Raw genomic sequence first — 19,981 nt, 5'->3', positions numbered from 1 at the left:
CGCGAGGCGCGTCGCCTCGCCGATGCCGATCGCGCCGGGCGTATCGCGATCGACCGCCGCCAGGCCGTAACCCATCGGCGAGCGCGACACGCGAACAAACGCGACCTCGTCCGCGGAAAGCCAGACGTCCGCGGCGCGATGGTGAAAATAGACCGCGTGTTCATCCGGCCGGTTGGTCTCGCGCCACGCGAGCAGTTCGCCCGGATCGTCGAAGAAGAGAACCTCGCCGTCGCTGGTCTGAATCTGCGCGGCGAAACCCGGCTCCGAAAGATGCATGCGGCATTGAGCGCACGCGGTTTTGTCCCAAACCGGTTCGACCGGGCCCCGCGGCAACGATTCCGACTTGACGATGATGATCACGATCGCGGCGATGCCCGCCGCGGCCGCAAGCGCGAAACTGGCGGACATTTTACGCATCCGACAGCCTCGCGGGATCGACGGACTCCACGTCGCGCACGTGCAGATTGCGGATGTCGCGTCCGACGCGGCCGGAAAGCGACGGCAGAAGGTCGAGCTTTTCGTTTTGCGTCACGAGCTTTTCCCACCAATCGCCCGCGCCGCGATAAAACCCCAGCTCGCGAAGGCTCGCGGACGCCGCCTCGCCACCCGATTCCACCTGCACGACGCACATCGAGCGCTCGCGCAGATACGGCTCCGCGGCGCCTTCGTACGCCACGCGCCCGTCGGATAGCGCGACAATGTGATCGACCAGATGGCGCAGTTCCTCGAGCCGATGCGAACTGAGGATCACGGTGGTGTCCGGGCTGACTTGCTCGAACAGGCGAAAGAAGCGATCGCGCGAAACGGCGTCGAGGCTCGCGGTGGGCTCGTCCATGATGACAAGGCGCGCGGGCGAGGCCATCGCAAGCGCGATGAGGATCTTCTGCTTCATGCCGCCGGACAGATTGCGAAACGGCCGATCGGCCACGCCCGTCGTCTCGAGATCGAGCCCGCGGGCGACGCTTTCGAACGCGCCCGGGCCGATGCCGCGCAGGCGCGCCACCGCGTCGATCACCTCGCCGACGCCGGCGGAAAGGCTCGGCGCGATCTGCGGAATGTACGCGCAGCGCGAAAGCGGCCCGCGCCGGCGCACATCAACCGGATCGCCGTCGATCGCGATGACGCCCTCGCAAGCGACAAGGCCAAGGAGCGCGCGCACGAGCGTGGATTTTCCCGATCCGTTCGGTCCGACAAGCCCCACGCGCCGTCCGGCCGGGAGGTTCGCGGTGACGCCGGCAAGCGCCTGGACGGCGCCGAAGCGCTTGCGGACATCGCGAAATTCAACGTGCATCGGCGAGTTCCACGGGCAACGCCAGCGCCTTCATGCGCGGTCTCGGATCGGTGAAGGTCGTCTCCGGGTTGTAGAGCGGCAACACGCGGCTTGCGGCATCGAGCATGGACAGGGCCAGCGAGCCGCGAAAAAACGCGAGGTTCGGATGCAGCGAGATCATCGTCGTCGACAGGCGCCGCTGCTCGTAGGAAATGTCGCCGAATCCGTCGCGGTCAAGATCGTAGCCCGCATAGTCGTCGTAGTCGTTTTCCAGGAACACGACGTTGCGCGCGTTGCCGCCGCCGTCCACGCGCACCTGCTCGTGATTGTCGCGCAGGCTGTTGCGCTCGAATCGGTTGTTCGCGGGGCTCGCGTGAAAGACGATCGCCGTGTTCGAGAGCCGAAGGACGTTGTCGCGGAACACATTGCGGTCGCCGACCACGTACGGCGAATTGTCCATGTACACGCCGACGGTGTTGTGCGCGAAAACGTTGTTCACGCACGTCAGATTTCCCGACTCCTTCATGCCGAGGCCGATCCCCGCGGCGCCCGCGGAATCCGCGAGGACGTTGTGCGTCAACATGATGTCGCGCGAATACATGAGAAAGATCCCGACCACGTTGCCGACGTAGCGATTGCCCTCGATGCGGTTGCCGTGGCTGTACATGAAGTGCGTGCCGTAGCGCCCGCCCGTCACCGTGTTGCCGCGGATGAGATTGCGCGCCGAATACCAGATCACCATGTCGCGGCTGTGCGTGATGACGTTGTTTTCAATGAACGAATCGCGCGTCTCCCAGACGCGCACCGCGTCGCCGCGCAGGCCAAGCTGGGCCTCGTCCGTGCCGCGCACGCGGTTATTGATGATGCGCACGCGGTTGGATTTTTCGACGATCAACCCGAACAGCGCGTTCCTGATTTCGAGCCCGTCCACCACGGCGTCGTTGGCGTGAACAAGCACCGCGGCGTCCTGCAGATCGTAGCGCCCGCCCGAGCCGTCGACGGTGAATCCGAGAAGTTTCGCGCCGTCGGCCGACAGGCGCACGGTCGATCCCGTGCCGCGCATCGTGACCACCGCGTCGCGCGGCCCCCAGATGGAAATCGTTCGGTTGACGTCGATGGGCCCCGCGTACACGCCTGGCGAAAGGCAAAGCGCGTCTCCGGGCGCGGAGTCGGCGATCGCGGCGGCCAGGTCGGAGCCCGCGGGCACATCCCGGCACCGCGCCGGCCGCGCGGGGACGGGCAGGGTGATGGCGTCGGCGTCAAGGCGCGTTTCATCGGGCAGGACGATCGCGTCATGTTCGCGCGCCATTTCGCCGTCGGCGCCGAGAAGGAAAATCGTGAGCAGGAGAAAAAGGAGGATGCGCATCGGAAGCAAGCATGTCACAGGTGCAAGGGAAAAAAAGGCGGGAAGGCGACGGTTCGTTCGCCTTCCCGCCCCGGGAACGCAAAGGTCAGCCCGCGGGTTCCACGAGCAGGTAGCCCATCATTTCGAGATGGAGGGCGGAGCAGAACTCCGTGCAGTAGAGCGGGAACACGCCGGAGCGGTCGGCCTTGAAGGACACGTTCGCGTGTTCGCCCGGCTCGAGGCTCACGTTGATGTTGTACGTGCCGATGCCGAATCCGTGCGTCGCGTCGTGCGCCTGTTCCAGGTTCGTGATGTGAATGTGCACGAGATCGTTTTGCTTCACGCGGATGGTGTCGGGCGTGAAGTGGCTTCGGATCGCCGTCATGTAAACGTGCACGCCGTCCGCCGCGCGCTCGATGCGCTCCTTGCCGCCTTCGACCGCGAACTCGTCGAGCTTGTCGGTGACGGGATTCGTGCCGGCGGGCGTGTAGGCGATGATCGGCTTGAGCTTGTCGGCCTTGATCATCTGCGCGTAGTGCGGCTCGCCGAGCGGTATCGGCATGTCGTAGAGCAGCTCCATCTTCTCGCCGCTGATGTCGATGAGCTGGAAGTTCTGCGGCAGCAGCGGACCGACGTCGCCGAAGCGGTCGAGCGCCCACTTGTTCATCGCCACGAGGTACTTGCCGTCGGGGTTGACCGTGTCGCCTTCCGCGGTGAGCAGATGGCCGATGTTGAAATGCACCGGCAGCTTGTCGACGACCTTGAGCTCCGCGAGCGACCACTTCGCGACCGCGGACTCGATGAACAGCGACGTGTAGGCGAATCCGTTGCCGTCAAACTGCGTGTGTAGCGGCCCGAGACCGATCTCCGCCTGACCGCGGATGACGTCCTTGAACGAGAGGATCGGCACGCCGTACGGATCGTGGCCGTCGTAGGTCTTGGCGTCGATCGCCGCCTTGATCTTGTCGAACACGTACACGGTGCAATGCGTATCGAGCTTGCCGGAAACCACGAGCTCCTTGCCGTCGGGCGTCACATCGACGCCGTGCGGGCTTTTCGGCTCGCCGACAAAGTGCAGCAGGCCCTCTTCGACCGCGGTCGCAAGGCGGATGACCGGCATGTCCGTGATCATCTCCGTCTTGCCGGCCTTGAAAAGCTCCTCGGCCAGCCGCCAGTTGATGATGTGCATGTAGTCCATGTCGTTTTGCGACGCCCCGGACTCCAGCGGCGGATTGCCCTCGGCATTGCCGCCGTACGACATTTCCGTGTTGAAGCTGTTGACGAAGATCCACCCGTCGCTCGTGGCCTTGCCCGCGTCGGTCAGGTCCTGCATGTAGGGCGGCACCTCCATCGCGAACGATTGCGACTTGTCGATGCGGCCCTTTTCGCGGTCGAACTTCCAGAACACGATCGCCGAGCGGTACTCTTCCTTATAATTCTCGATCGGCACGTATTTGCCGCCGAGCGGGCCGGGAAACTGCCCGCCCTCGATGACGTACTCGGTGTTCGGCGTCACGAACGTGCCGCCGTGATCGTTGTAGATAAGCTGCGTCGCCACGATCTGCTTCGTGGCGAAATCGTGCAGGTCGATCACCGCCACGCGCGCGTTGGCCTTGTCGTTGATGAACAGCCAGCGGCCGTCGTAGTCGCCGTTCGTCTCCGAGAGCGCGGGATGATGCGTGTCGCCCCACGTCAGGTTTTCGCCAGGGCGATTGCCGTCCGCCAGCACCTTGTCGGTCTGGTCGCCGTATCCGTACCCCTGCCAGGGTTCGGGCGTGAAGACGGCGATATATTTCAGGATGCGCATCGACGGCACGCCGATCACGACGACGCCGCCCGCGTGGCCGCCGGACCCGAAGATGTAGTAGTCGTCCTTCTTGCCGGTCGGCATGTAGGTCTTGAGCGCCGCCGCGACGTTTTCCTCGGAGAGGCCGCGCTCGGTCATGAGCGCCCGAATGTCGGCGCTTGCGCCACCGGCTGCCGGGCCGGTCCCTCCCGATTGGCAGGCCACGGCGATAACGCCGACAACGGCCACCCCTGCGGCAAGCGCCAGCAACGGTCTGTAAATCCGCCTCATCGTTCACCCCCTTGGATGGAAATGCCCTCTACTTACCCAGGCTGCGGACGTGCTCACGCAGCGCCTTGACGACTTCCGGTTTGGCCACGAGATCCGGATTCGGCGGCATCATCGGGCTTTTGCCCACGGCCGCGCCTCCGTACATGACGATCTTTTCGATGTGCTCGTCCGTGACCGACTTCTGCCATTCGGCCAGCGTGTAGTCACGCGGCGGCGGCGTCAGGCCCTTCGACGCCGGGCCGTCGCCCTTGCCCTCGGCGCCGTGGCAAGGCGTGCAGCGCGTGGCGAAAACCTGCTGCGCCTCGGCGCGCGCCGCCGGGGATATCGTCGACGGGGCGGCGCCCGCGGATCCGCCTTCCGGGGCGGCCTGTTGCGGCGCCTGGCCGGAACCGCACGCCGACACAGCGAAAACGGTGATAAGAATCAGAAATCCGAACAGCTTGGCGTAGGAAAACCTCATGGCTCGATTGCTCCTTGACGTTGAGGTCGACCCGGTTTGCGTCGACGCCGCGGAACTTGCCGCACGGAATGCGCCGTGGCAAGGGGAGCTTGAATATAACCGTTAAATGGACCTTTATATCTTATATAGATGTAAGCCCGCTCACGTTTTTTGTCAAGCCCGCCCCGGCGAAACTCGGCGCACGTTTCGCGCGGGTGGCGTTCTGAGGTGTCAGGGATATCCACGTTTGCGGGGGAAGACTATCATGACCGCGGCGCGCGCGTTGTTGTCGCGCCCACGCTTTGGAGGGAGATGTGTCCATCGAGCGATTCGTGGTGATCGGCGGGCAGGCGGCCGGCATGAGCGCGGCAAGCCAGGCGCGCCGCAAATCGCCCGCGACGCGGGTCACGCTTCTCGAGAGCGGAACGGACGTCAGCTCGCTTTTGTGCGGGCTTCCGTATTTCCTTGGCGGCGTCGTCGCGAATCTGGACGATTTGACCGCCGTGACGCGCGACGCGGCGATCGACAACCGGGGCATCGATCTTCGGACGGATTGCCGCGTCGTCGAGATCGACCGCGCGGCGCGGGCGGTCCGCGCCCGGTTCGGTCCGGGCGATATGGAAGAAACCTTTCCGTTCGACGCGCTTTGCATCGCGACGGGAGCGCGCATCCGCGTGCCGGACATTCCCGGCAACGGCCTGCCCGGCGTGTTCGCGTTGCGCCGGCCCGGCGACGCCCGCGACATCCAGCGCTATATCGAGGAACACCGGCCGCGAATGGCCGCCGTCATCGGTGCGGACTACATCGGCCTGGAAACCGCGGAGAATCTGGCGAAGATCGGGCTTTCCGTCTCGGTTTTCGAGTCGTCCGACGGCGTCATGGGACGGATCGGCCCGGAGGTGACGCAGCTCATCGCCGGCGAACTCGAACGTAACGGCGTCAAACTCCTGCAAGGCGCCGAGCCGCAGGCGTTCGATGGATCGACCGGCGTGCGGGTCGTGCGGGTCGCGCCGTCGGACATCGAGGCCGATCTCGTCGTAATGTCCGGCGACCTCGAACCGTCGACGGCGCTTGCGGCCGACGCGGGCATCGAACTTGGCGCGCGGGGCGCGATCCGCGTCAACGAGCGCCAGGAAACGAGCGAGCCGAACGTTTTCGCGGCGGGCGATTGTTGCGAGTCGCTGCATCTGGTGACCGGCGAAAAGGTTTTCGCGCCGTCGGGAACGTCGGCCAACAAACAGGGGCGCGTCGCGGGCGTCAACGCCGTGGGCGGCGACGAGACATTTCGCGGCGTGCTCGCCACGCGCGTCGTGCGCGTTTTCGGCATGGACTTCGGGCGCACGGGCTTGACGATCGACGAGGCGGTCGCGGCGGGTTTCGACGCGCAGGCCAAGACGATCAAGACCTACAGCCGCGCGAACTATTTTCCCGATGGCGGCGAGATCTTCGTAAAGATCGTTTACGGACGGAACGACGGCCGCTTGCTCGGCGCGCAGATCGCCGGGCCGGAGGGCGTCAAGGGCCGCGTCGATGTCGTCGCGGCGGCGATCGCCGGGCGCATGAGCGTGCAGGAATTCTCCGACCTCGACCTTGGCTACACGCCGCCGTTCTCCGCGGTGTGGGATCCCGTGCTTATCGCGTCGAACGTCGCCAAGCGAACGGTGAAAAGCGGCGGTTGACGGAATCCATCGTGGCGTGGGACCTGCTTTCCATCGACGACGCCGAATCGGCCGGCATTCTGGATCCCTTTGACGGCGGCGATGTCCATTATCGTCCGGCGTACCTGCGCGCGATCGCCGGCGAAGGCGAGGGCGCTCCGATGTACCTGAGCGTGCACGAGGGCGGTCATGCCGGCGTGCACGTTTTCCTTGTGCGCGATCTGGCGGCGCTTTCGTTCGCGCACGATGTCGCGGGCGTCGATCTCGTCTCGCCCTATGGTTATGCCGGGCCTCTGCTTTCGAGGCGCGAGCCGGCGTTTATTGACGCGTTTTGCGCGGCGTGGCGCGAGGCCGCGCGCACGCTTGGCGCGGCAAGCGAGTTCGTGCGTTTTCATCCCCTTCTTCAGACGCACACGCCGTTTGCCGCGCGCATCGACATCGAGTCGCCGTCCGGCGTCGTGTTCATCGATCTCGCGGACGACATCGACGCGGGATTGTCCTTGACGTGCCGCAAGAACGTGTCGCACGCGCGAAAGCGCGGCGTGCGCGTGGAGTTCGCGTCGGGCACGGCCGGCATGGCGCGTTTTGTCCCGCTGTATCGCGCCACGATGCGCCGGCGCGAGGCGTCTTCCGTTTACGATTTCGGTGACGCGTATTTCTCCGCGATCGCAGAAGGGTTTGGCGACGACGCGCGCGTCGCGCTCGCGACGCACGAGGGCCGCGACATCGCCGCCGCGCTTCTGCTTCGACACGGGCCGCGCCTTCACTATCACCTCGGCGGATCGGATTTCGATTCCCGCGCGCTTTGCGGGACGAATCTTGTGTTGTATGAAGCGGCGTGCCGCGCAAGGGACGAGGGGCTCGCGACGTTTTTGCTCGGCGGCGGGCTGTTGCCGGACGATTCGCTGTACAAATTCAAGGCGGGGTTTTCAAATCGGCGCGCGGCGTTTTTCGTCGGGCGCGCGATTTACGACGCCGCGCGATACGCGCGGCTCATCGGCGCGGCGGGCGTCGCGGCGGATACGAAATACTTTCCGGCTTATCGCGCCGGGTCGAATATGGGATAAGGCGAGAAAGCTGTTGGAACCGCGACCGTAAGGGAGCGGGTATGGGAGCCCGGTGACGCGGATGAGTGATCATCGTGCCATGAGCGAATTTTACGCCGATCCGGCCGAACGCGAGCGCTGGGGCCGGAGCGTCGTGGAGGGCGGGCTCTATCCGACGGAGCAAAGGCTTCTGCGCGCGCATTTTCCGGAGCGGATCCGCGTCCTCAACATCGGCTGTGGCGGCGGGCGCGAGGCGTTTTCGCTGGCGCGGCGCAATTATCGCGTGACGGCGATCGACGCGGAGCCGGGTTTTGTCGCGCTGGTTCGCGAGGGCGCGGAAAAACGCAACCTCAAGATCGACGCCCGGACCATGGACGCGCTTTCGCTCGACTTCCCGGATGAGACCTTCGACGCGGTCGTCATGGTCGGCCAGCTCATCGGCCATATCCGCGGGCGGATGAACCGTGTGACGGCCCTGCGCGAGGCGGCGCGCGTGACGAAAAAAGGCGGCAAGGGGCTGTTTTCGACAAACTCGATCGAGGCGCGGCGACTTTATCGCGCGTATTTTTTCGGTGCGAACCTGCTGCGTCATGTGTATAACCCGCATCGCCTGGAGCGCGACGACGCCTTCGTGTCGCGCCGGGGCGGGCGGCGCAAGATTCTCGGGCGCGGACCGGCCGACGGCGTGTTTCACTGGTATCGCGTGCCCGCGTTTCAGGGCGACTTGGCACTTGCCGGCTGGCGGCCGGTCGCCGTCGCGCGCCGCGAGGACGAGGAGACGATCGAGCAGCTCGCGTTCGGCGGGGGCACCGAGACGTTTCACGTCGCCGCGCGGATATGACAAACAATGAGGAATTGGGAATTGCGAATGGGGAATATCATCACAGCAAGCCGTTGCAGGCGCGAGACGATGGCGTGACCAGGCCGCGTATTCCGCTCATGCCGCCGACGCTGCCGGACTTCGAGGAGATCGGCCCGATGTGGCGGCGCGTTCTCGAGTCGGGCACGCTCACGCTCGGGCCGATGACGCTCGAGCTCGAGGCCGAGGCCGCGCGCCGCCTTGGCGTCGGGCACGTCGTGGCGCTTTCCTCGTGTACCTCCGGCCTGTTGCTCGTCGTGCGCGCGCTTGGCATTCGGGGCCCGATCGTCATGCCGTCGTTCACCTGGGCGAGCACCGGCCTGGCGGCCGTGTGGAACGGCCTCGATCCGCGGTTTGTCGATATCGATCCGGCGACGTGGACGCTCTCGCCCGAGGCGGCGGAACGAGCGTCGGAGGGCGCGGGTGCGATCCTGGCGGTCAACATCTTCGGCGCGTATCCGGATATGGACGCGCTGCGGCAAATCGCACGCGATCGCGGCATTCCGTTCATCTCCGATTCCGCGCAGGGTCTGGGCGCGACGCACGAGGGCCGTGGCGGCGGTTCGCTGGCCGATGTCGAAATCTTTTCGATGTCGCCGACCAAGCTCGTCACCGCGGCCGAGGGCGGGCTTGTCGCGACGGACGACGAGCGCCTCGCGTTTGCCGTTCGCCGCATGCGCGATTACGGAAAGACGGAAGACGGCAAAGACATCGCGTACCACGGACTGTCCGCGCGCCTTTCGGAATTCCACGCCGCGCTTGCGCTATGCGGCCTGCGCCGCATCGACGATCTTCTCGCGTCGCGCCGCGCCCGGTACGCGCAATACGTTGAGCGCCTCGCCGGCGCGCCGGACATCGCGACGCAGGACATCCCGGCGGAAGAATCGTCGGCCAATTATTTCGTCGTTCGCGTGAAGGGGACGGGGCGGCGCGAAAAGCTCGCCGCCGCGCTCGCGGAAAAAGGCATCGCGTCCAAGCCGTATTTCTCGCCGCCGCTGCACCGGCAGACCGCCTTCGCCGAATACGCACCCGCGCGGCCCTTGCCGGAAACGGACGCCGCGTCGAGCGAGGGCCTCGCGCTTCCGCTCTGGACGCATATGCCGCCGCAAATCGTGGACGAGGTCGCGGACGCGGTGATCGAGAATATGGATCGAGACTTGTAGGCGGTGGGGAATGTACGTTGCGCTCTTTGACGCATTGCGCCGTCACGAAAGGACATCGAGATGAAGATCATGGTGGTAAGGTGCCCGTCATGCCAGGCGGAATTCAATCCTGGGATCAGAGTCGACGAAAAGTCATTTGAATCGTGTTCATTCACGGGAAATATAGCGAAATGCCCGAAGTGCGGCTCGCCCGTGAAGTGGGACAAGAAAGACGCATATTTTCGGGAAGTGGAGTTGCCTAACTGAAAAGGCGGCGGCTTGTTACCCCCGTCCCCCCACTCACTCGTCGACATCGCCGCCGATCCTCACCGCGCCCGTTGGAATCGGGATGACCGACAAATCGATGCGCACGACACCAAGGCGCGTTGCGGCGTAAAGAACGTTGTTTTTTGCGTCGAGCGACAATTCGCGCAATCCCGCGCCGGCGTACATCGGCCGCGTGAACAGGCCGTCGCGGATGCGCAGGATCTGCACCTCGCCGTCAAACCAGCTTCCGACGTACAGCAACGTGCCGTCCGGACTGATCGCGAGCGCGGTCGGATGGATGAGCGTTTCGACGTTGTATTGCGGCGCAAGGTCGCGCGGGACGAAATACGTGATCCGCTTGTCGAATCCGAACGCCACGTACAAGACGACGTTGTCCGGCGAAAGCAGCGCGCCGGTGATTGGCCGCGCGGCTTCGAAGACCTTGCGTTCCATGAGCCGCGCCGCGCCGAACTGAAAAATCCGTCCGCCGGCCTTTCGCCATCGGCCGGGATCGACCACGAACGCCAGCCCTTCGTTTTCGATCGTGAAAAGCTCTCCGACATCGCCGGCGTCGAACGGCGTGTCCCGGCACGTTCCGCCGGCGTCGGAGACGGGCCGGCTGCCGTCCCTCGGACCGGCGCACAGGGCCAGGTGCGCCCTTTCGTCTTTCACGACCGCGGCAACCAGATCGCTTCCCATGTAGCGCGCGTCGAATGCGGGCGGGCCGACGACGCGCCCGAATCGATCGCGCGTGTAGGCGTAGCGCGCCTGCACGTTCATGTACGGCAGTTGCAGCAGATAGACGCTGCCGCCTTGCGGGCTTTGCGAGACGGCGAGCACGGTTTTGTCATCGAAGCCCGAACGCACGGCGACGAAATCTTCAGCGGGGTTCGCAAATGAGGTCACCTGACCGTCCGCGAGATCGAGGGCGTGCACGGCGGACGGATCGTCGTCGCGGATAAAAAGCACGTGGTTGGCTTCGTTCGCGACGAACACCGCGCGCATCGGTCCACGCGCGGCGGGGAGAATTTGCGCGCGGCCGGGACGATCGAGCATCGGCGCCAGCAACGTCGAGCGATGTTCGAGTACCGGCCCGGCCAACAGGACGATCAGCGCCAGGGTGAAACCCGCAAGCGCGCGCGTGCCGAGCACGCGGCGAACGTCGGCGCGGATCAACATGCCGACGTGCAGCGTTAACCCGGCGGCGGCGAGCGCGATCATGCGCGGCACGTAACCGAAATCGCGCGTCAAAAATACCGTCGCCGCGGCGAGGCCCGCATCCGCGAGGAGAAGGCCCGCGATCGCGGCGGCGCGTGCGTTGCGAAGCAGAATATCGAAAAGGCGTACCGCGGCGTACGCGAGGAAGCACCACGCGATAGCCAGCACCATACCCGGTGCGTTCACAGGGTCGGCGATGGCGTCGCGAGCACGGATGAGTGAGTAAACGAGCACGCCGAACGCTGTCAGGCGCAACGCGAGGCGACGCGAGACGACAGGCGCGCCCTCCTTGTGCCGGGCCAGACGGATGACGTCGCGCAACGACAGCAGCGCGGCCGCGATGCCGAGAAGGACGAGCACGAGCACGGCGGCGATCGCAAGCGCGTCGAGGCTGACGGGAAGTCGCGCGCCCGGCGCACCGTCGGCAACGACGGCGGCGGATACGAAAAGCGGAAGTTCGAAAGGTATCGTCACGGCGGCACGCGATTACCGCACAGCGCGCCGCCGCGCGTCAAGAAAGCCGGTAACCTGGCGATCATGCGATGTCGCTCGCGGCACGGAGCGGTATAGGTCCCATGCGTCCTATAGGACCCATGCGTTTCGGGATTGGGAACGGGAACGGGAAATCTGCGATGGATCGGGCGCGTCGGGCGGCCTACAATCGCCCGCGATGATTCCGACGATGCGCGATTTTGGGCGGACGCTTGCCGCGGCGCCGCTCGTGTTTGTGTTTTACGGCCTGGCGCAAAACGAATACCTGTTCGTCCCGGCCGCCGCCAAGGCCGGCGCGCTTGCCGTCATCGCGGCGGGAATCGCGTGGCGGGTGATTCGCCGCGAGCGCGCGCACACGCCATTCTGGCTCGCCGCGTTCCTGGCCGCGTACGACCTGCCGATGTGGCTTGGCGGCTATTCGTTCCTCGGTCTTGTCGCCGTATTCCCGATGGCCGTCGCCGCCGTCCTCGCGTTCTTCGCCTGGCGGAACGCGCACTTCGCGCGGCGTGCGGGCCTCGCGGTGATCCTCGTGGCGGCGGTCGGCCTGTTCTTCTTGCAGTTCTATCGCGAAATCGCGTTTGACGAGTCGCTCGACCGCTGCGCGCGCGAGGCCGCGTCGCTCGATCCGGCCGTTCGGGTTTTTGACGAAGCCCGGCATCCGTACGACTTCGCGTTCGCGGCCGTGCCGGGTGACGACGAATCGGGAGCGCGGCGGCTCATCGCCGCGGCGTACGGCATGGAGGAGATCGTCCGCTGGTTCACGGACGATTCGCCGCCGGCGCTTGCCGCGACGACGCGCATCGACGCCGAAGGCGAGGTGCAGCGTTTGACGCCGAACGACGCGGGAGATGCGTTTTTTGCGCCGCCGTGGGGACGGCGCGGAGACGACGAGGCCATCCTCGTTCTTGACGCGAACGATCGAACGGTGACGCGCACGATCCCCGTGCCGATCTGCCGCAACGTCTTTGAGACGCTTCTCGATCCGGCGACCGGCCGTCTTTTCGCGCTATGCGAAGTTTCGCACACGCTTGTCGCACTCGACCCCGCGAGGGGCGGGTTTGTCGGCAGCGTGGATGTGCCCGGGCGCGATGCGTACGACCTGGCGTTCGACGTCGCGCGGCGGCGCATTCTCGTGACCGACTACTGGAGTCCGAACGTCGTCGTCGTCGACGCGGATCGCCTGACCGTGACGCACGAGGTGCGCGTGGGGTGGTCATCGTTCGGTGCGATTTGGCACGCGGACCGGTTTTACGTCGCGCGGCCGCTGGCGTCCGAGGTCGTGGAAATCGACGCGGACAGGCTCGTGGTGACGCGGCGGTTCGACGCCGGATACGGCGTGCGCGATCTGGCGGTCGACGCCGCGCGCGGCGTCTTGTACGCGGGCAACTATTTTGACGGCACCGTGGACGCGATCCGTCTTGCGACGGGCGAGCGCATCAAACGCGCCGCGGCGGGAATGCTGGTGCGCGGCGTGGAGTACGACCCGCGCGCGGACCGGCTGCTGGTGGCCGCCGGGTGCGGCGCGCGGGAGATCGATCTGGCGGAATGGCTTCGAGAATAATCGGTGCCGCGGTCTTGCTCCGTTATCGCAGCCGGATGAACTGAATATTGAACCGCTCGGTGATCGCGTCGATGAAATTGACGATTGCGCTGTTTTCGCGCTTCGTCCGAATCACCTCGTACGGAAAATCCTCGCGCTCCACGGGCTGTTGGGCCTTTCGCACGACCATGTTGATCGTGGAGGGGTACGTCGCCGAGCGGCCAAGCATCATGTCGAGGATCTCGAACCGGCGGAACAGGAAAAACATGCCGTCGGGCATCGGCCGCCAGTAGTCCTTGGGTGCGCGGTGGATGGGGCAGCGGCACGGCACGGTGACGATGGCGTGCCCCCCCACGGCGAGAATACGGAAAATTTCGTCCGCGACCTTGTGCGGCTCGTCGATGTGCTCGAGCGTATTGACGCAAAGAATCGTGTTGAACGAGCCGTCGCCGACCTTGCCGCGCAGGTCTTTCGCGTCGCCGATGATTTCGATCGTCGGCGGATCCCACTGGCGGATGTCCTGCTTGACGTATTCCAAATCGCCGAACAGGGGGCGGTAGTAGTTGGGCTCCCAGCCGGCGGCGATCTCGAGGACCGGACCTTTGATGGGATGCCGTTTGACGGCTTCCGCCACGTAGGCTTGCGATTTGACGTCCATATCTTGCTCCGCCGCGTTAGGCGCGGCGGGGGGAATGTGCGGAATCGCGTGCGCGAAATCAAGCGTGAGGATTGAGTGAGGATTGAGGATTGAGGATTGAGTGGAATCGCCACGTGCCTGGCGCGGCCGTCATCCTGAGGGAGCGCAGCGAGCCGAAGGATCTGGCCCCGTGCCGGAAACCGCGTGGCCGTCTGCCGGGTCGAGCCAGATCCTTCGCTGGCGCTCAGGATGACGTCGCACGGAGCCGTGACGCTTGACGGCGTGTCACGTCGTCCTTCGGGTTCACGTCGTCCATTGGGTCCATCATGTCCATTATGTCCATCTCGTCCATGGGGCACGGGCACGGGCTCGGGGCACGGGCACGGGCATGGATTACCGATCGCTACGTCCGCTCCTTCCTCTTTCCTCTTTTCTTGCACGCAATTTTTTTGCCATTTTTCCCCGGATTTGGGATTGATCGATTCTTTGGCGTAAGTTAAAGTCCATTCTCACGAAAGTCGCGTAACATATTGCGCTTGGGTGACTTTTTGATGGTTAGCGATGCGCTGCCGGAATTGAGGGAGTCGAAGGGCCGGGAGGTCGCCGGGGTCTTGTGCCTTGTCGCGGCCATCCTTTTGATCCTCGCGTTTCTCTCCCACAACCCGGAAGACCCCTCGCTGAACACGGCGACGGGCCTTTCGCCGCAGAACCTCGTCAGCCGCGTCGGTGCGGTCGTGGCGGACCTTCTTTTGACGGGTCTTGGGCTGACGGCCTATCTGCTGCCCCTGCTGCTCGCGTACGTTTCCGTGCTGACCTTCGCCGGCCGCGCGTTTTCGGTCACGGCCGCGCGTGTGTTCGGCATCGCGCTGTTTTTCCTTGCGGCCGGTTCGATCGTTGCGTTGATGCATTTGCCGATGCGAGACGACGCGCGGATCATCGAACGGGGCGGCGTGCTCGGCTGGTTTATCGCACGGCGCCTGTATCCGGAATTCGGGAAGGTCGGCGGGCTTGTCATCCTGGGCGCGGCGATCGTCACGTCGTTCGTTTTCGCGGTGAACTTCTCCGTCGCGCGTTCCATCATCGCATTGGGGCAGGCGTTTCGGGCGGGGGTGCGTGGTGCGGCGTTTGCTTTCGGGCACGCGGGCGCTTCGCTGCGACGACTTTTCGCGCGCCGCGCCCTGCTTGCCGAGGACGAAATCGCCGAACCGGAAGCCGGACCGGTCATCCACGCGCCCAAACCCGCGCGCACGGAAAAGCGTCGCGTCCAACCGGCGCCCGTCGAGGAAGCGCCGCGCGATTCGGAGGACGAGCTGCTCGGCCGCGTCATCGGTGATCGCGCCGCGCATCCCGCGAACGGCCACGCCGAAACGTCCGGCGACATCGACGATCTGGGGCGCATCCTCGAATCCATCGAACTGAATCACGACGATTACCGCGAGGCGCGCGATTCCGCGCCGAACACACCCGAGCCTCGCATCTCCGAGCGCGCCGACGCGAAGCGTCAGCCCGCGACGCCGGGGCAGATCGATTTCCTGCGCGGCACGGGACCGTACATTCCACCGCCGATCGAACTTCTCGAAGATTACCGCGGGCGCAATCTGCCGGTCGATCGCGAATTGATCGTCGAGTCGAGCCGGCAGCTAGAAAGCAAGCTCGAGGATTTCGGCGTGCGCGGGCGCGTCACGAACGTGCACCCCGGCCCGATCATCACAATGTACGAGTTCGAGCCGGCGCCGGGCATCAAGGTCAATCGCATCGCGTCGCTGGAGGACGACCTGAAGATGGTGCTGCGCGCCGAGAGCGTGCGCATCATCGCGCCGATCCCCGGAAAGGGCGCCGTCGGCATCGAGGTGCCCAACGCCGTTCGCGAGACGATCCTGCTGCGCGAGCTGATCGAGTCCCGTCCGTTCCAGAGCGGGGAATCGCCCTTGTCCGTGCCGTTCGGCAAGGACATCACCGGCAACCCCGTCATTCAGGATCTGGCGAAAATGCCGCATCTTCTGGTCGCGGGAACGACAGGCGCGGGCAAGTCCGTGTTCATCAACACGCTCATCACCGGCATTCTCTACAAGGCGAGCCCGCAGGATGTGCGGCTGATTCTGATCGACCCGAAGATGCTCGAACTATCCGACTACGCCGACATTCCGCACCTTCTGTGCCCCGTGTGCACGCAGCCCAAAAAGGCGACGGCGATCCTGCGTTGGGCGGTCGGCGAAATGGAAAGCCGCTACCGCAAGCTGCGCGATCGCGGCGTGCGAAACATTGCTAGCTACAACAAGAAGGTCGACCGCCTGCGCGCCGAACGCGGACGACGCCGGGGCGCCGAGGAAGACGATCTCGAGCGCCTGCCGTATATCGTCGTCATCGTGGACGAGCTCGCGGACCTGATGATGGTGGCGCAAAAGGATTTCGAATCGTCGATCGCGCGCCTGGCGCAGATGGCGCGCGCGGCGGGCATTCACCTGATCCTCGCGACGCAACGGCCGAGCGTCGACGTCGTCAGCGGCGTCATCAAGGCGAACTTCCCGGCGCGCGTCAGCTTCAAGGTGTCCTCGGGCACCGATTCGAAAACGATCATCGATGCCTCGGGCGCGCAGCGCCTTTTGGGAAACGGCGACATGCTTTTCCTTCCGCCGACCACAAGCGAGGTCGTGCGTATCCACGGCTGCTGGATCTCCGAGACGGAGGTGCAGGCGGTGGTGGAAAACATCAAACACGGCGGCGCGTCGGCGTACGACGAAGCCGCGATTCGCGCGATGGAGCAGGAAGAGGAGGCCGGGGAAGATGGTCAGGACGCCGACCTGGAGGACGATCCGGAGTACGACCGCGCCATCGAGATCGTGGCGCGCGAACGCAAGGCCTCGGTCAGCTACCTTCAGCGGCGGCTGAAAATCGGCTATAACCGCTCGGCGCGCATCATGGAGCGCATGGAGCGGGAAGGCATCGTCGGGCCGTCCGACGGAACGAGCCGACCCCGCGAGGTTCTTGTCCCCTCACGCAAATACGATTGATCCAAAATGAAACGCACCGTTTTCGCGGCCCTCGTGGCCGCGCTGCCCCTTGTGTTCGCGGCGCCCGCCGGCGCGCAGACGATCGACGAGATCGCCGAAAAGGTCCGCTCTGCTTACGCCTCGATGAAGGATTTTCGCGCGGACTTCATCCAGGAGACGACCTCCGCCCGCGGCACGCAGGGCGCGTCCGGCACGATCAAGATCAAGCTGCCCGCGCGCATGCGCTGGGACTATGCCGAGCCGACGAACAAACAGCTTTTGACGGACGGCCTGACAAGCTGGATGTATCTGCCCGACGAAAAACAGGTCTACGTGCAGCCGCTTTCCGGATCGGCCAACGCGAAGATTCCGCTGGAAATGCTCACGGGCCGCGTCGACTTTCGCGAGGAATACAACGCGAGGCTCGCGGGTGACGCCGACGGCGTCGTGACCGTGGAATTGTTGCCGAAAACGGAAACCGCGGGATTCGATCGCGCGACGCTGTGGATCGACAAGTCGACCTGGCGCATCAGCAAGTTCACGATCACCGATCCCTACGGCGCAAAGACGACGGTCATTTTGAAGAACGCGGCCGTCAACCCCGGCCTGGCCGATTCAGAGTTTACGTGGACGGACAAGCCGGGCGTCGAAATCGTCCGCGCGCCGGGGAGCTGAGGCGAATATGAGGATCGAGAATCGAGAATAGCGGGAAACCCGGCGCGTCGCGGCTCGCGCCGCGCTCGGAGCGAACTTGCGACTCCGGCAACGCCCGCCGCTCGGCGCTTCCTACGGATGTGCGGTGATCGCGCGCGCGATCGCCTCGGCGAACAGGCGATGCCCGATCGCGGTCGGATGAATCCCGTCGTCGAAAAACAGCGGTTCGTCCCCCGCGTACGCCACGAGCGTTTCATACGGATTCACGATCGTCAGATTTTCGCGCCGGCTGATCTCCCGGACGATGCGCCAGAGTTCCTCGGCGAAGACCGCGTCGTCAAAGGCATCGGTCCCGGGCGCCAGCGACGCGGCGCGCATCGCGTTCACCCGCGGCGCGACGGCCGGCAGTTGCAACGCGAGACGCACGCCGCCGCGCCGGCACGTCTTGACGAGCAGCTCCACGTCGTTTCGGAACTGGCGCCGGATCGCGCCGGACATCTCGACGGTTCCGTCGAGTTCGACGATCCCCTGCATCGCGGAACGGACATCGGCGTGCACGCCTCCCTTGATGAGCCGGCGCATCGCCCGATACAGGTGCGATCGCGAAAGCGGAGACGGGCGCGGGTCGCGCGGGCGGCGTATGTCGCGACGCAGCGCGTTCAGCGCGCGCAGCTTCGGATAGTTCGCGTCGAAAGCCGTTTGCACGACAACGATGTCGGGTTGAAGCGGCAAGACCTTGGCGCGCACGCGATAGATGTGCTGCGGCAGCGTCGTGCCGGGCACGCCCGCGTTGATAACTTCCGCGCGTTTTCCCGGCCACGCGTCCGCAAGCAAGGCGGGCAGGTGCGCGCTGTAGGTTTCGTGCGGGCGCAGGGTGTGACCGAACGTGGTCGAATCGCCGACGCAAAAGATGCGCACGGTGTTCGCCGGCTTTCGGGCATCGAATTCGGGACCGCGAAAGCCGAGGCTGTTGACCGCGTCGCTGCCGGGCCCGAGCGCGCGGGGAATCTTCGCATGCGGGAGCAGGTCGTACATCGCGCTGTGGATGTCGTCGAAAAGCGCTTCCTCGGGTGATCGCGACAGTCCGGTCGCGGCCGTGAACGACTCGCCGAAAACGAGGGCGATGATGATCGCGAGTGCGGTGTACACCCCTTTTCTCATCGACCGCTTCCCGGTTTTTGAGGCTAACGGGCGCGCGTTTCGCCGCCGTTTTCGCCCGCCGCCGGCGCGGCGACCGGCATTTCCGCCGCGTGAAACGCGCGCAGGTATTCCCAGCCTGACCACAGCGTGACGGCGAGCGCGGCGTAGAGCATCACGGTGCCGAACAGGTGCATCGGCAGCGGGAACAGCCACAGGAAGTCATACGTCTCGTGGAAGAGCAGGGCGCATAGCGCGATCGCCTGCAACACCGTCTTGAGCTTGCCCCACACGCTCGCCTGTATGATGAGCCCCTCCGCCGATGCGATGGTGCGCAAGCCGGTGATCGCCATCTCGCGCAGGACGATGAGGATCGCCAACCATGCGGGCGCGCGATGCTGCATCACAAGCAGCAGCAGCGCGGTGACGACGAGCACCTTGTCCGACAGCGGGTCGAGAAATTTGCCGAGAACCGTTACCTCGTTTCGCGAGCGCGCCAGGTAGCCGTCGAGCATGTCGGTGACGAACGCGACGGCAAGGACAAGCCCCGCGGCGAATTCGAGCCCGCGGATCGTCGCGTCCTCACCGGTCCAGGATTGCGCGTAAACAAGAACGACGATCAGCGGAAACGCACCGATACGCGCGGCGCTGACGATGTTGGCGGGCGTCCAGCGCCGCGTCTCGGAACGCATCAGGGCATCTCCAGGCGAAGTTCGTCGATATAGCGCTTCACCTTGGCGACAAAGGCCTGCGTTTCCCCGATGGGCGGAATGGCCTGCATGCGGTCCACGGGCGCCGGCCCTGCGTTGTAGGCGGCAAGCGCGAGCGTGAGATCGCCGCCGTAGCGGTCCAGGAGAAATGTCAGATAACGCGCGCCGGCCGCCGCGTTTTCGTACACGTCGAAAGGATCGTCGCAGCCGAATCGCCGCGCGGTCGCGGGCATGAGTTGCATGAGTCCCTGCGCACCCATGGGCGAGGTGACAAACGGATCGAGTCGGCTTTCGGCCATGGCGACCGCGATGACGACGATGGGATCCTGCCCGGCGGCGGCCGCGGCCTGGCGAATCGTCTGGATCACCAATTCGCGGCCGACGGGCGCCTGTCGCGCCACCGCGATCTGCGCGCTCTGACGGGCCTCCTGCTTGAGTTGCCCAAGCCTTCCCGCGGGGTCGAAATTCAGATAATTCGTGACTCGCGCCAGGGCGGGGGC

General features: G+C 65.2%; 17 protein-coding genes. 7 read left to right on the top strand and 10 right to left on the bottom strand.

Annotated features, from left to right (window positions below; genetic code table 11):
• The 5 genes from K8I61_12515 to K8I61_12495 all read right to left on the bottom strand — a co-directional run.
• Positions 1 to 408, bottom strand: a 408-nt coding sequence (locus K8I61_12515) for a hypothetical protein (GenBank protein MBZ0272853.1), incomplete at its 3' end; no start/stop codon positions are given.
• Position 409: 1 nt separating this feature from the next.
• Entirely contained in the window at positions 410 to 1,291 is an 882-nt protein-coding gene (locus K8I61_12510) for an ABC transporter ATP-binding protein (protein ID MBZ0272852.1), read from the bottom strand.
• The gene (nosD, locus tag K8I61_12505) at positions 1,281 to 2,636 is read right to left on the bottom strand and encodes a nitrous oxide reductase family maturation protein NosD (protein ID MBZ0272851.1); all 1,356 of its coding nucleotides are present in this window, start codon (positions 2,634 to 2,636) and stop codon (positions 1,281 to 1,283) included. The genes K8I61_12510 and nosD overlap by 11 nt, the downstream gene beginning before the upstream one ends.
• An 85-nt stretch (positions 2,637 to 2,721) precedes the next feature.
• The gene (gene nosZ / locus K8I61_12500; protein MBZ0272850.1) at positions 2,722 to 4,692 is read right to left on the bottom strand and encodes a Sec-dependent nitrous-oxide reductase; all 1,971 of its coding nucleotides are present in this window, start codon (positions 4,690 to 4,692) and stop codon (positions 2,722 to 2,724) included.
• Between the two features lie 28 nt (positions 4,693 to 4,720).
• On the bottom strand, positions 4,721 to 5,152 hold the full coding sequence (locus K8I61_12495; protein MBZ0272849.1) for a cytochrome c: 432 nt from the start codon (positions 5,150 to 5,152) through the stop codon (positions 4,721 to 4,723).
• A 293-nt stretch (positions 5,153 to 5,445) separates the two neighbouring features.
• Here K8I61_12495 and K8I61_12490 point away from each other — a divergent pair, with 293 nt between their 5' ends.
• From K8I61_12490 to K8I61_12475, 4 genes are all read left to right on the top strand, one after another.
• Complete coding sequence (locus K8I61_12490) at positions 5,446 to 6,810, top strand: FAD-dependent oxidoreductase (GenBank protein MBZ0272848.1); 1,365 nt, start codon at positions 5,446 to 5,448, stop codon at positions 6,808 to 6,810.
• Complete coding sequence (locus tag K8I61_12485; GenBank protein ID MBZ0272847.1) at positions 6,807 to 7,856, top strand: GNAT family N-acetyltransferase; 1,050 nt, start codon at positions 6,807 to 6,809, stop codon at positions 7,854 to 7,856. Before K8I61_12490 ends, K8I61_12485 begins: the two co-directional genes overlap by 4 nt.
• A gap of 79 nt (positions 7,857 to 7,935) precedes the next feature.
• Entirely contained in the window at positions 7,936 to 8,676 is a 741-nt protein-coding gene (locus K8I61_12480; protein ID MBZ0272846.1) for a class I SAM-dependent methyltransferase, read from the top strand.
• A 74-nt stretch (positions 8,677 to 8,750) separates the two neighbouring features.
• Positions 8,751 to 9,857 (top strand): DegT/DnrJ/EryC1/StrS family aminotransferase, encoded by a 1,107-nt coding sequence (locus K8I61_12475; GenBank protein ID MBZ0272845.1) that lies wholly within the window; start codon positions 8,751 to 8,753, stop codon positions 9,855 to 9,857.
• A gap of 279 nt (positions 9,858 to 10,136) precedes the next feature.
• Here the strand turns inward: K8I61_12475 and K8I61_12470 are convergent, their stop codons facing one another.
• The gene (locus K8I61_12470; GenBank protein MBZ0272844.1) at positions 10,137 to 11,795 is read right to left on the bottom strand and encodes a hypothetical protein; all 1,659 of its coding nucleotides are present in this window, start codon (positions 11,793 to 11,795) and stop codon (positions 10,137 to 10,139) included.
• Positions 11,796 to 12,003: 208 nt separating this feature from the next.
• On the opposite strand from K8I61_12470, the gene K8I61_12465 reads away from it, so the two are divergent.
• Entirely contained in the window at positions 12,004 to 13,374 is a 1,371-nt protein-coding gene (locus tag K8I61_12465; protein MBZ0272843.1) for a YncE family protein, read from the top strand.
• 22 nt (positions 13,375 to 13,396) lie between these two features.
• On the opposite strand, the gene K8I61_12460 is transcribed toward K8I61_12465, so the two are convergent.
• Entirely contained in the window at positions 13,397 to 14,011 is a 615-nt protein-coding gene (locus K8I61_12460) for a class I SAM-dependent methyltransferase (protein MBZ0272842.1), read from the bottom strand.
• Positions 14,012 to 14,955: 944 nt separating this feature from the next.
• Here K8I61_12460 and K8I61_12455 point away from each other — a divergent pair.
• Both K8I61_12455 and lolA read left to right on the top strand, forming a co-directional pair.
• The gene (locus tag K8I61_12455; protein MBZ0272841.1) at positions 14,956 to 17,001 is read left to right on the top strand and encodes a DUF87 domain-containing protein; all 2,046 of its coding nucleotides are present in this window, start codon (positions 14,956 to 14,958) and stop codon (positions 16,999 to 17,001) included.
• A 6-nt stretch (positions 17,002 to 17,007) separates the two neighbouring features.
• On the top strand, positions 17,008 to 17,655 hold the full coding sequence (lolA, locus tag K8I61_12450) for an outer membrane lipoprotein chaperone LolA (protein MBZ0272840.1): 648 nt from the start codon (positions 17,008 to 17,010) through the stop codon (positions 17,653 to 17,655).
• A 111-nt stretch (positions 17,656 to 17,766) separates the two neighbouring features.
• Here lolA and K8I61_12445 read toward each other — a convergent pair whose 3' ends face one another.
• From K8I61_12445 to K8I61_12435, 3 genes are all read right to left on the bottom strand, one after another.
• Positions 17,767 to 18,795, bottom strand: a complete 1,029-nt coding sequence (locus tag K8I61_12445; protein MBZ0272839.1) for a hypothetical protein — start codon at positions 18,793 to 18,795, stop codon at positions 17,767 to 17,769.
• Positions 18,796 to 18,818: 23 nt separating this feature from the next.
• A complete protein-coding gene (gene pgsA / locus K8I61_12440; GenBank protein ID MBZ0272838.1) occupies positions 18,819 to 19,463 on the bottom strand; it encodes a CDP-diacylglycerol--glycerol-3-phosphate 3-phosphatidyltransferase in 645 nt (214 codons plus the stop codon).
• Positions 19,463 to 19,981 (bottom strand): lytic transglycosylase domain-containing protein (locus tag K8I61_12435; protein MBZ0272837.1); only part of this gene is annotated, 519 nt, incomplete at its 5' end. The genes pgsA and K8I61_12435, both read right to left, overlap by 1 nt.

This window comes from bacterium (genome assembly GCA_019912885.1).
Classification (GTDB): Bacteria; Lernaellota; Lernaellaia; order JACKCT01; family JACKCT01; genus JAIOHV01.
The sequence above is the reverse complement of the archived record's forward strand: the minus strand, read 5'-3'. Positions and strand labels throughout refer to the sequence as shown.

Bases quoted from the DNA above. Each gene is read 5' to 3' on its own strand.
- K8I61_12510 (MBZ0272852.1), bottom strand. From the start codon at position 1,291: ATGCACGTTGAATTTCGCGATGTCCGCAAGCGCTTCGGCGCCGTCCAG.
- nosD (MBZ0272851.1), bottom strand. From the start codon at position 2,636: ATGCGCATCCTCCTTTTTCTCCTGCTCACGATTTTCCTTCTCGGCGCC.
- nosZ (MBZ0272850.1), bottom strand. From the start codon at position 4,692: ATGAGGCGGATTTACAGACCGTTGCTGGCGCTTGCCGCAGGGGTGGCC.
- K8I61_12495 (MBZ0272849.1), bottom strand. From the start codon at position 5,152: ATGAGGTTTTCCTACGCCAAGCTGTTCGGATTTCTGATTCTTATCACC.
- K8I61_12480 (MBZ0272846.1), top strand. From the start codon at position 7,936: ATGAGCGAATTTTACGCCGATCCGGCCGAACGCGAGCGCTGGGGCCGG.
- K8I61_12465 (MBZ0272843.1), top strand. From the start codon at position 12,004: ATGCGCGATTTTGGGCGGACGCTTGCCGCGGCGCCGCTCGTGTTTGTG.
- K8I61_12460 (MBZ0272842.1), bottom strand. From the start codon at position 14,011: ATGGACGTCAAATCGCAAGCCTACGTGGCGGAAGCCGTCAAACGGCAT.
- lolA (MBZ0272840.1), top strand. From the start codon at position 17,008: ATGAAACGCACCGTTTTCGCGGCCCTCGTGGCCGCGCTGCCCCTTGTG.
- K8I61_12445 (MBZ0272839.1), bottom strand. From the start codon at position 18,795: ATGAGAAAAGGGGTGTACACCGCACTCGCGATCATCATCGCCCTCGTT.
- pgsA (MBZ0272838.1), bottom strand. From the start codon at position 19,463: ATGCGTTCCGAGACGCGGCGCTGGACGCCCGCCAACATCGTCAGCGCC.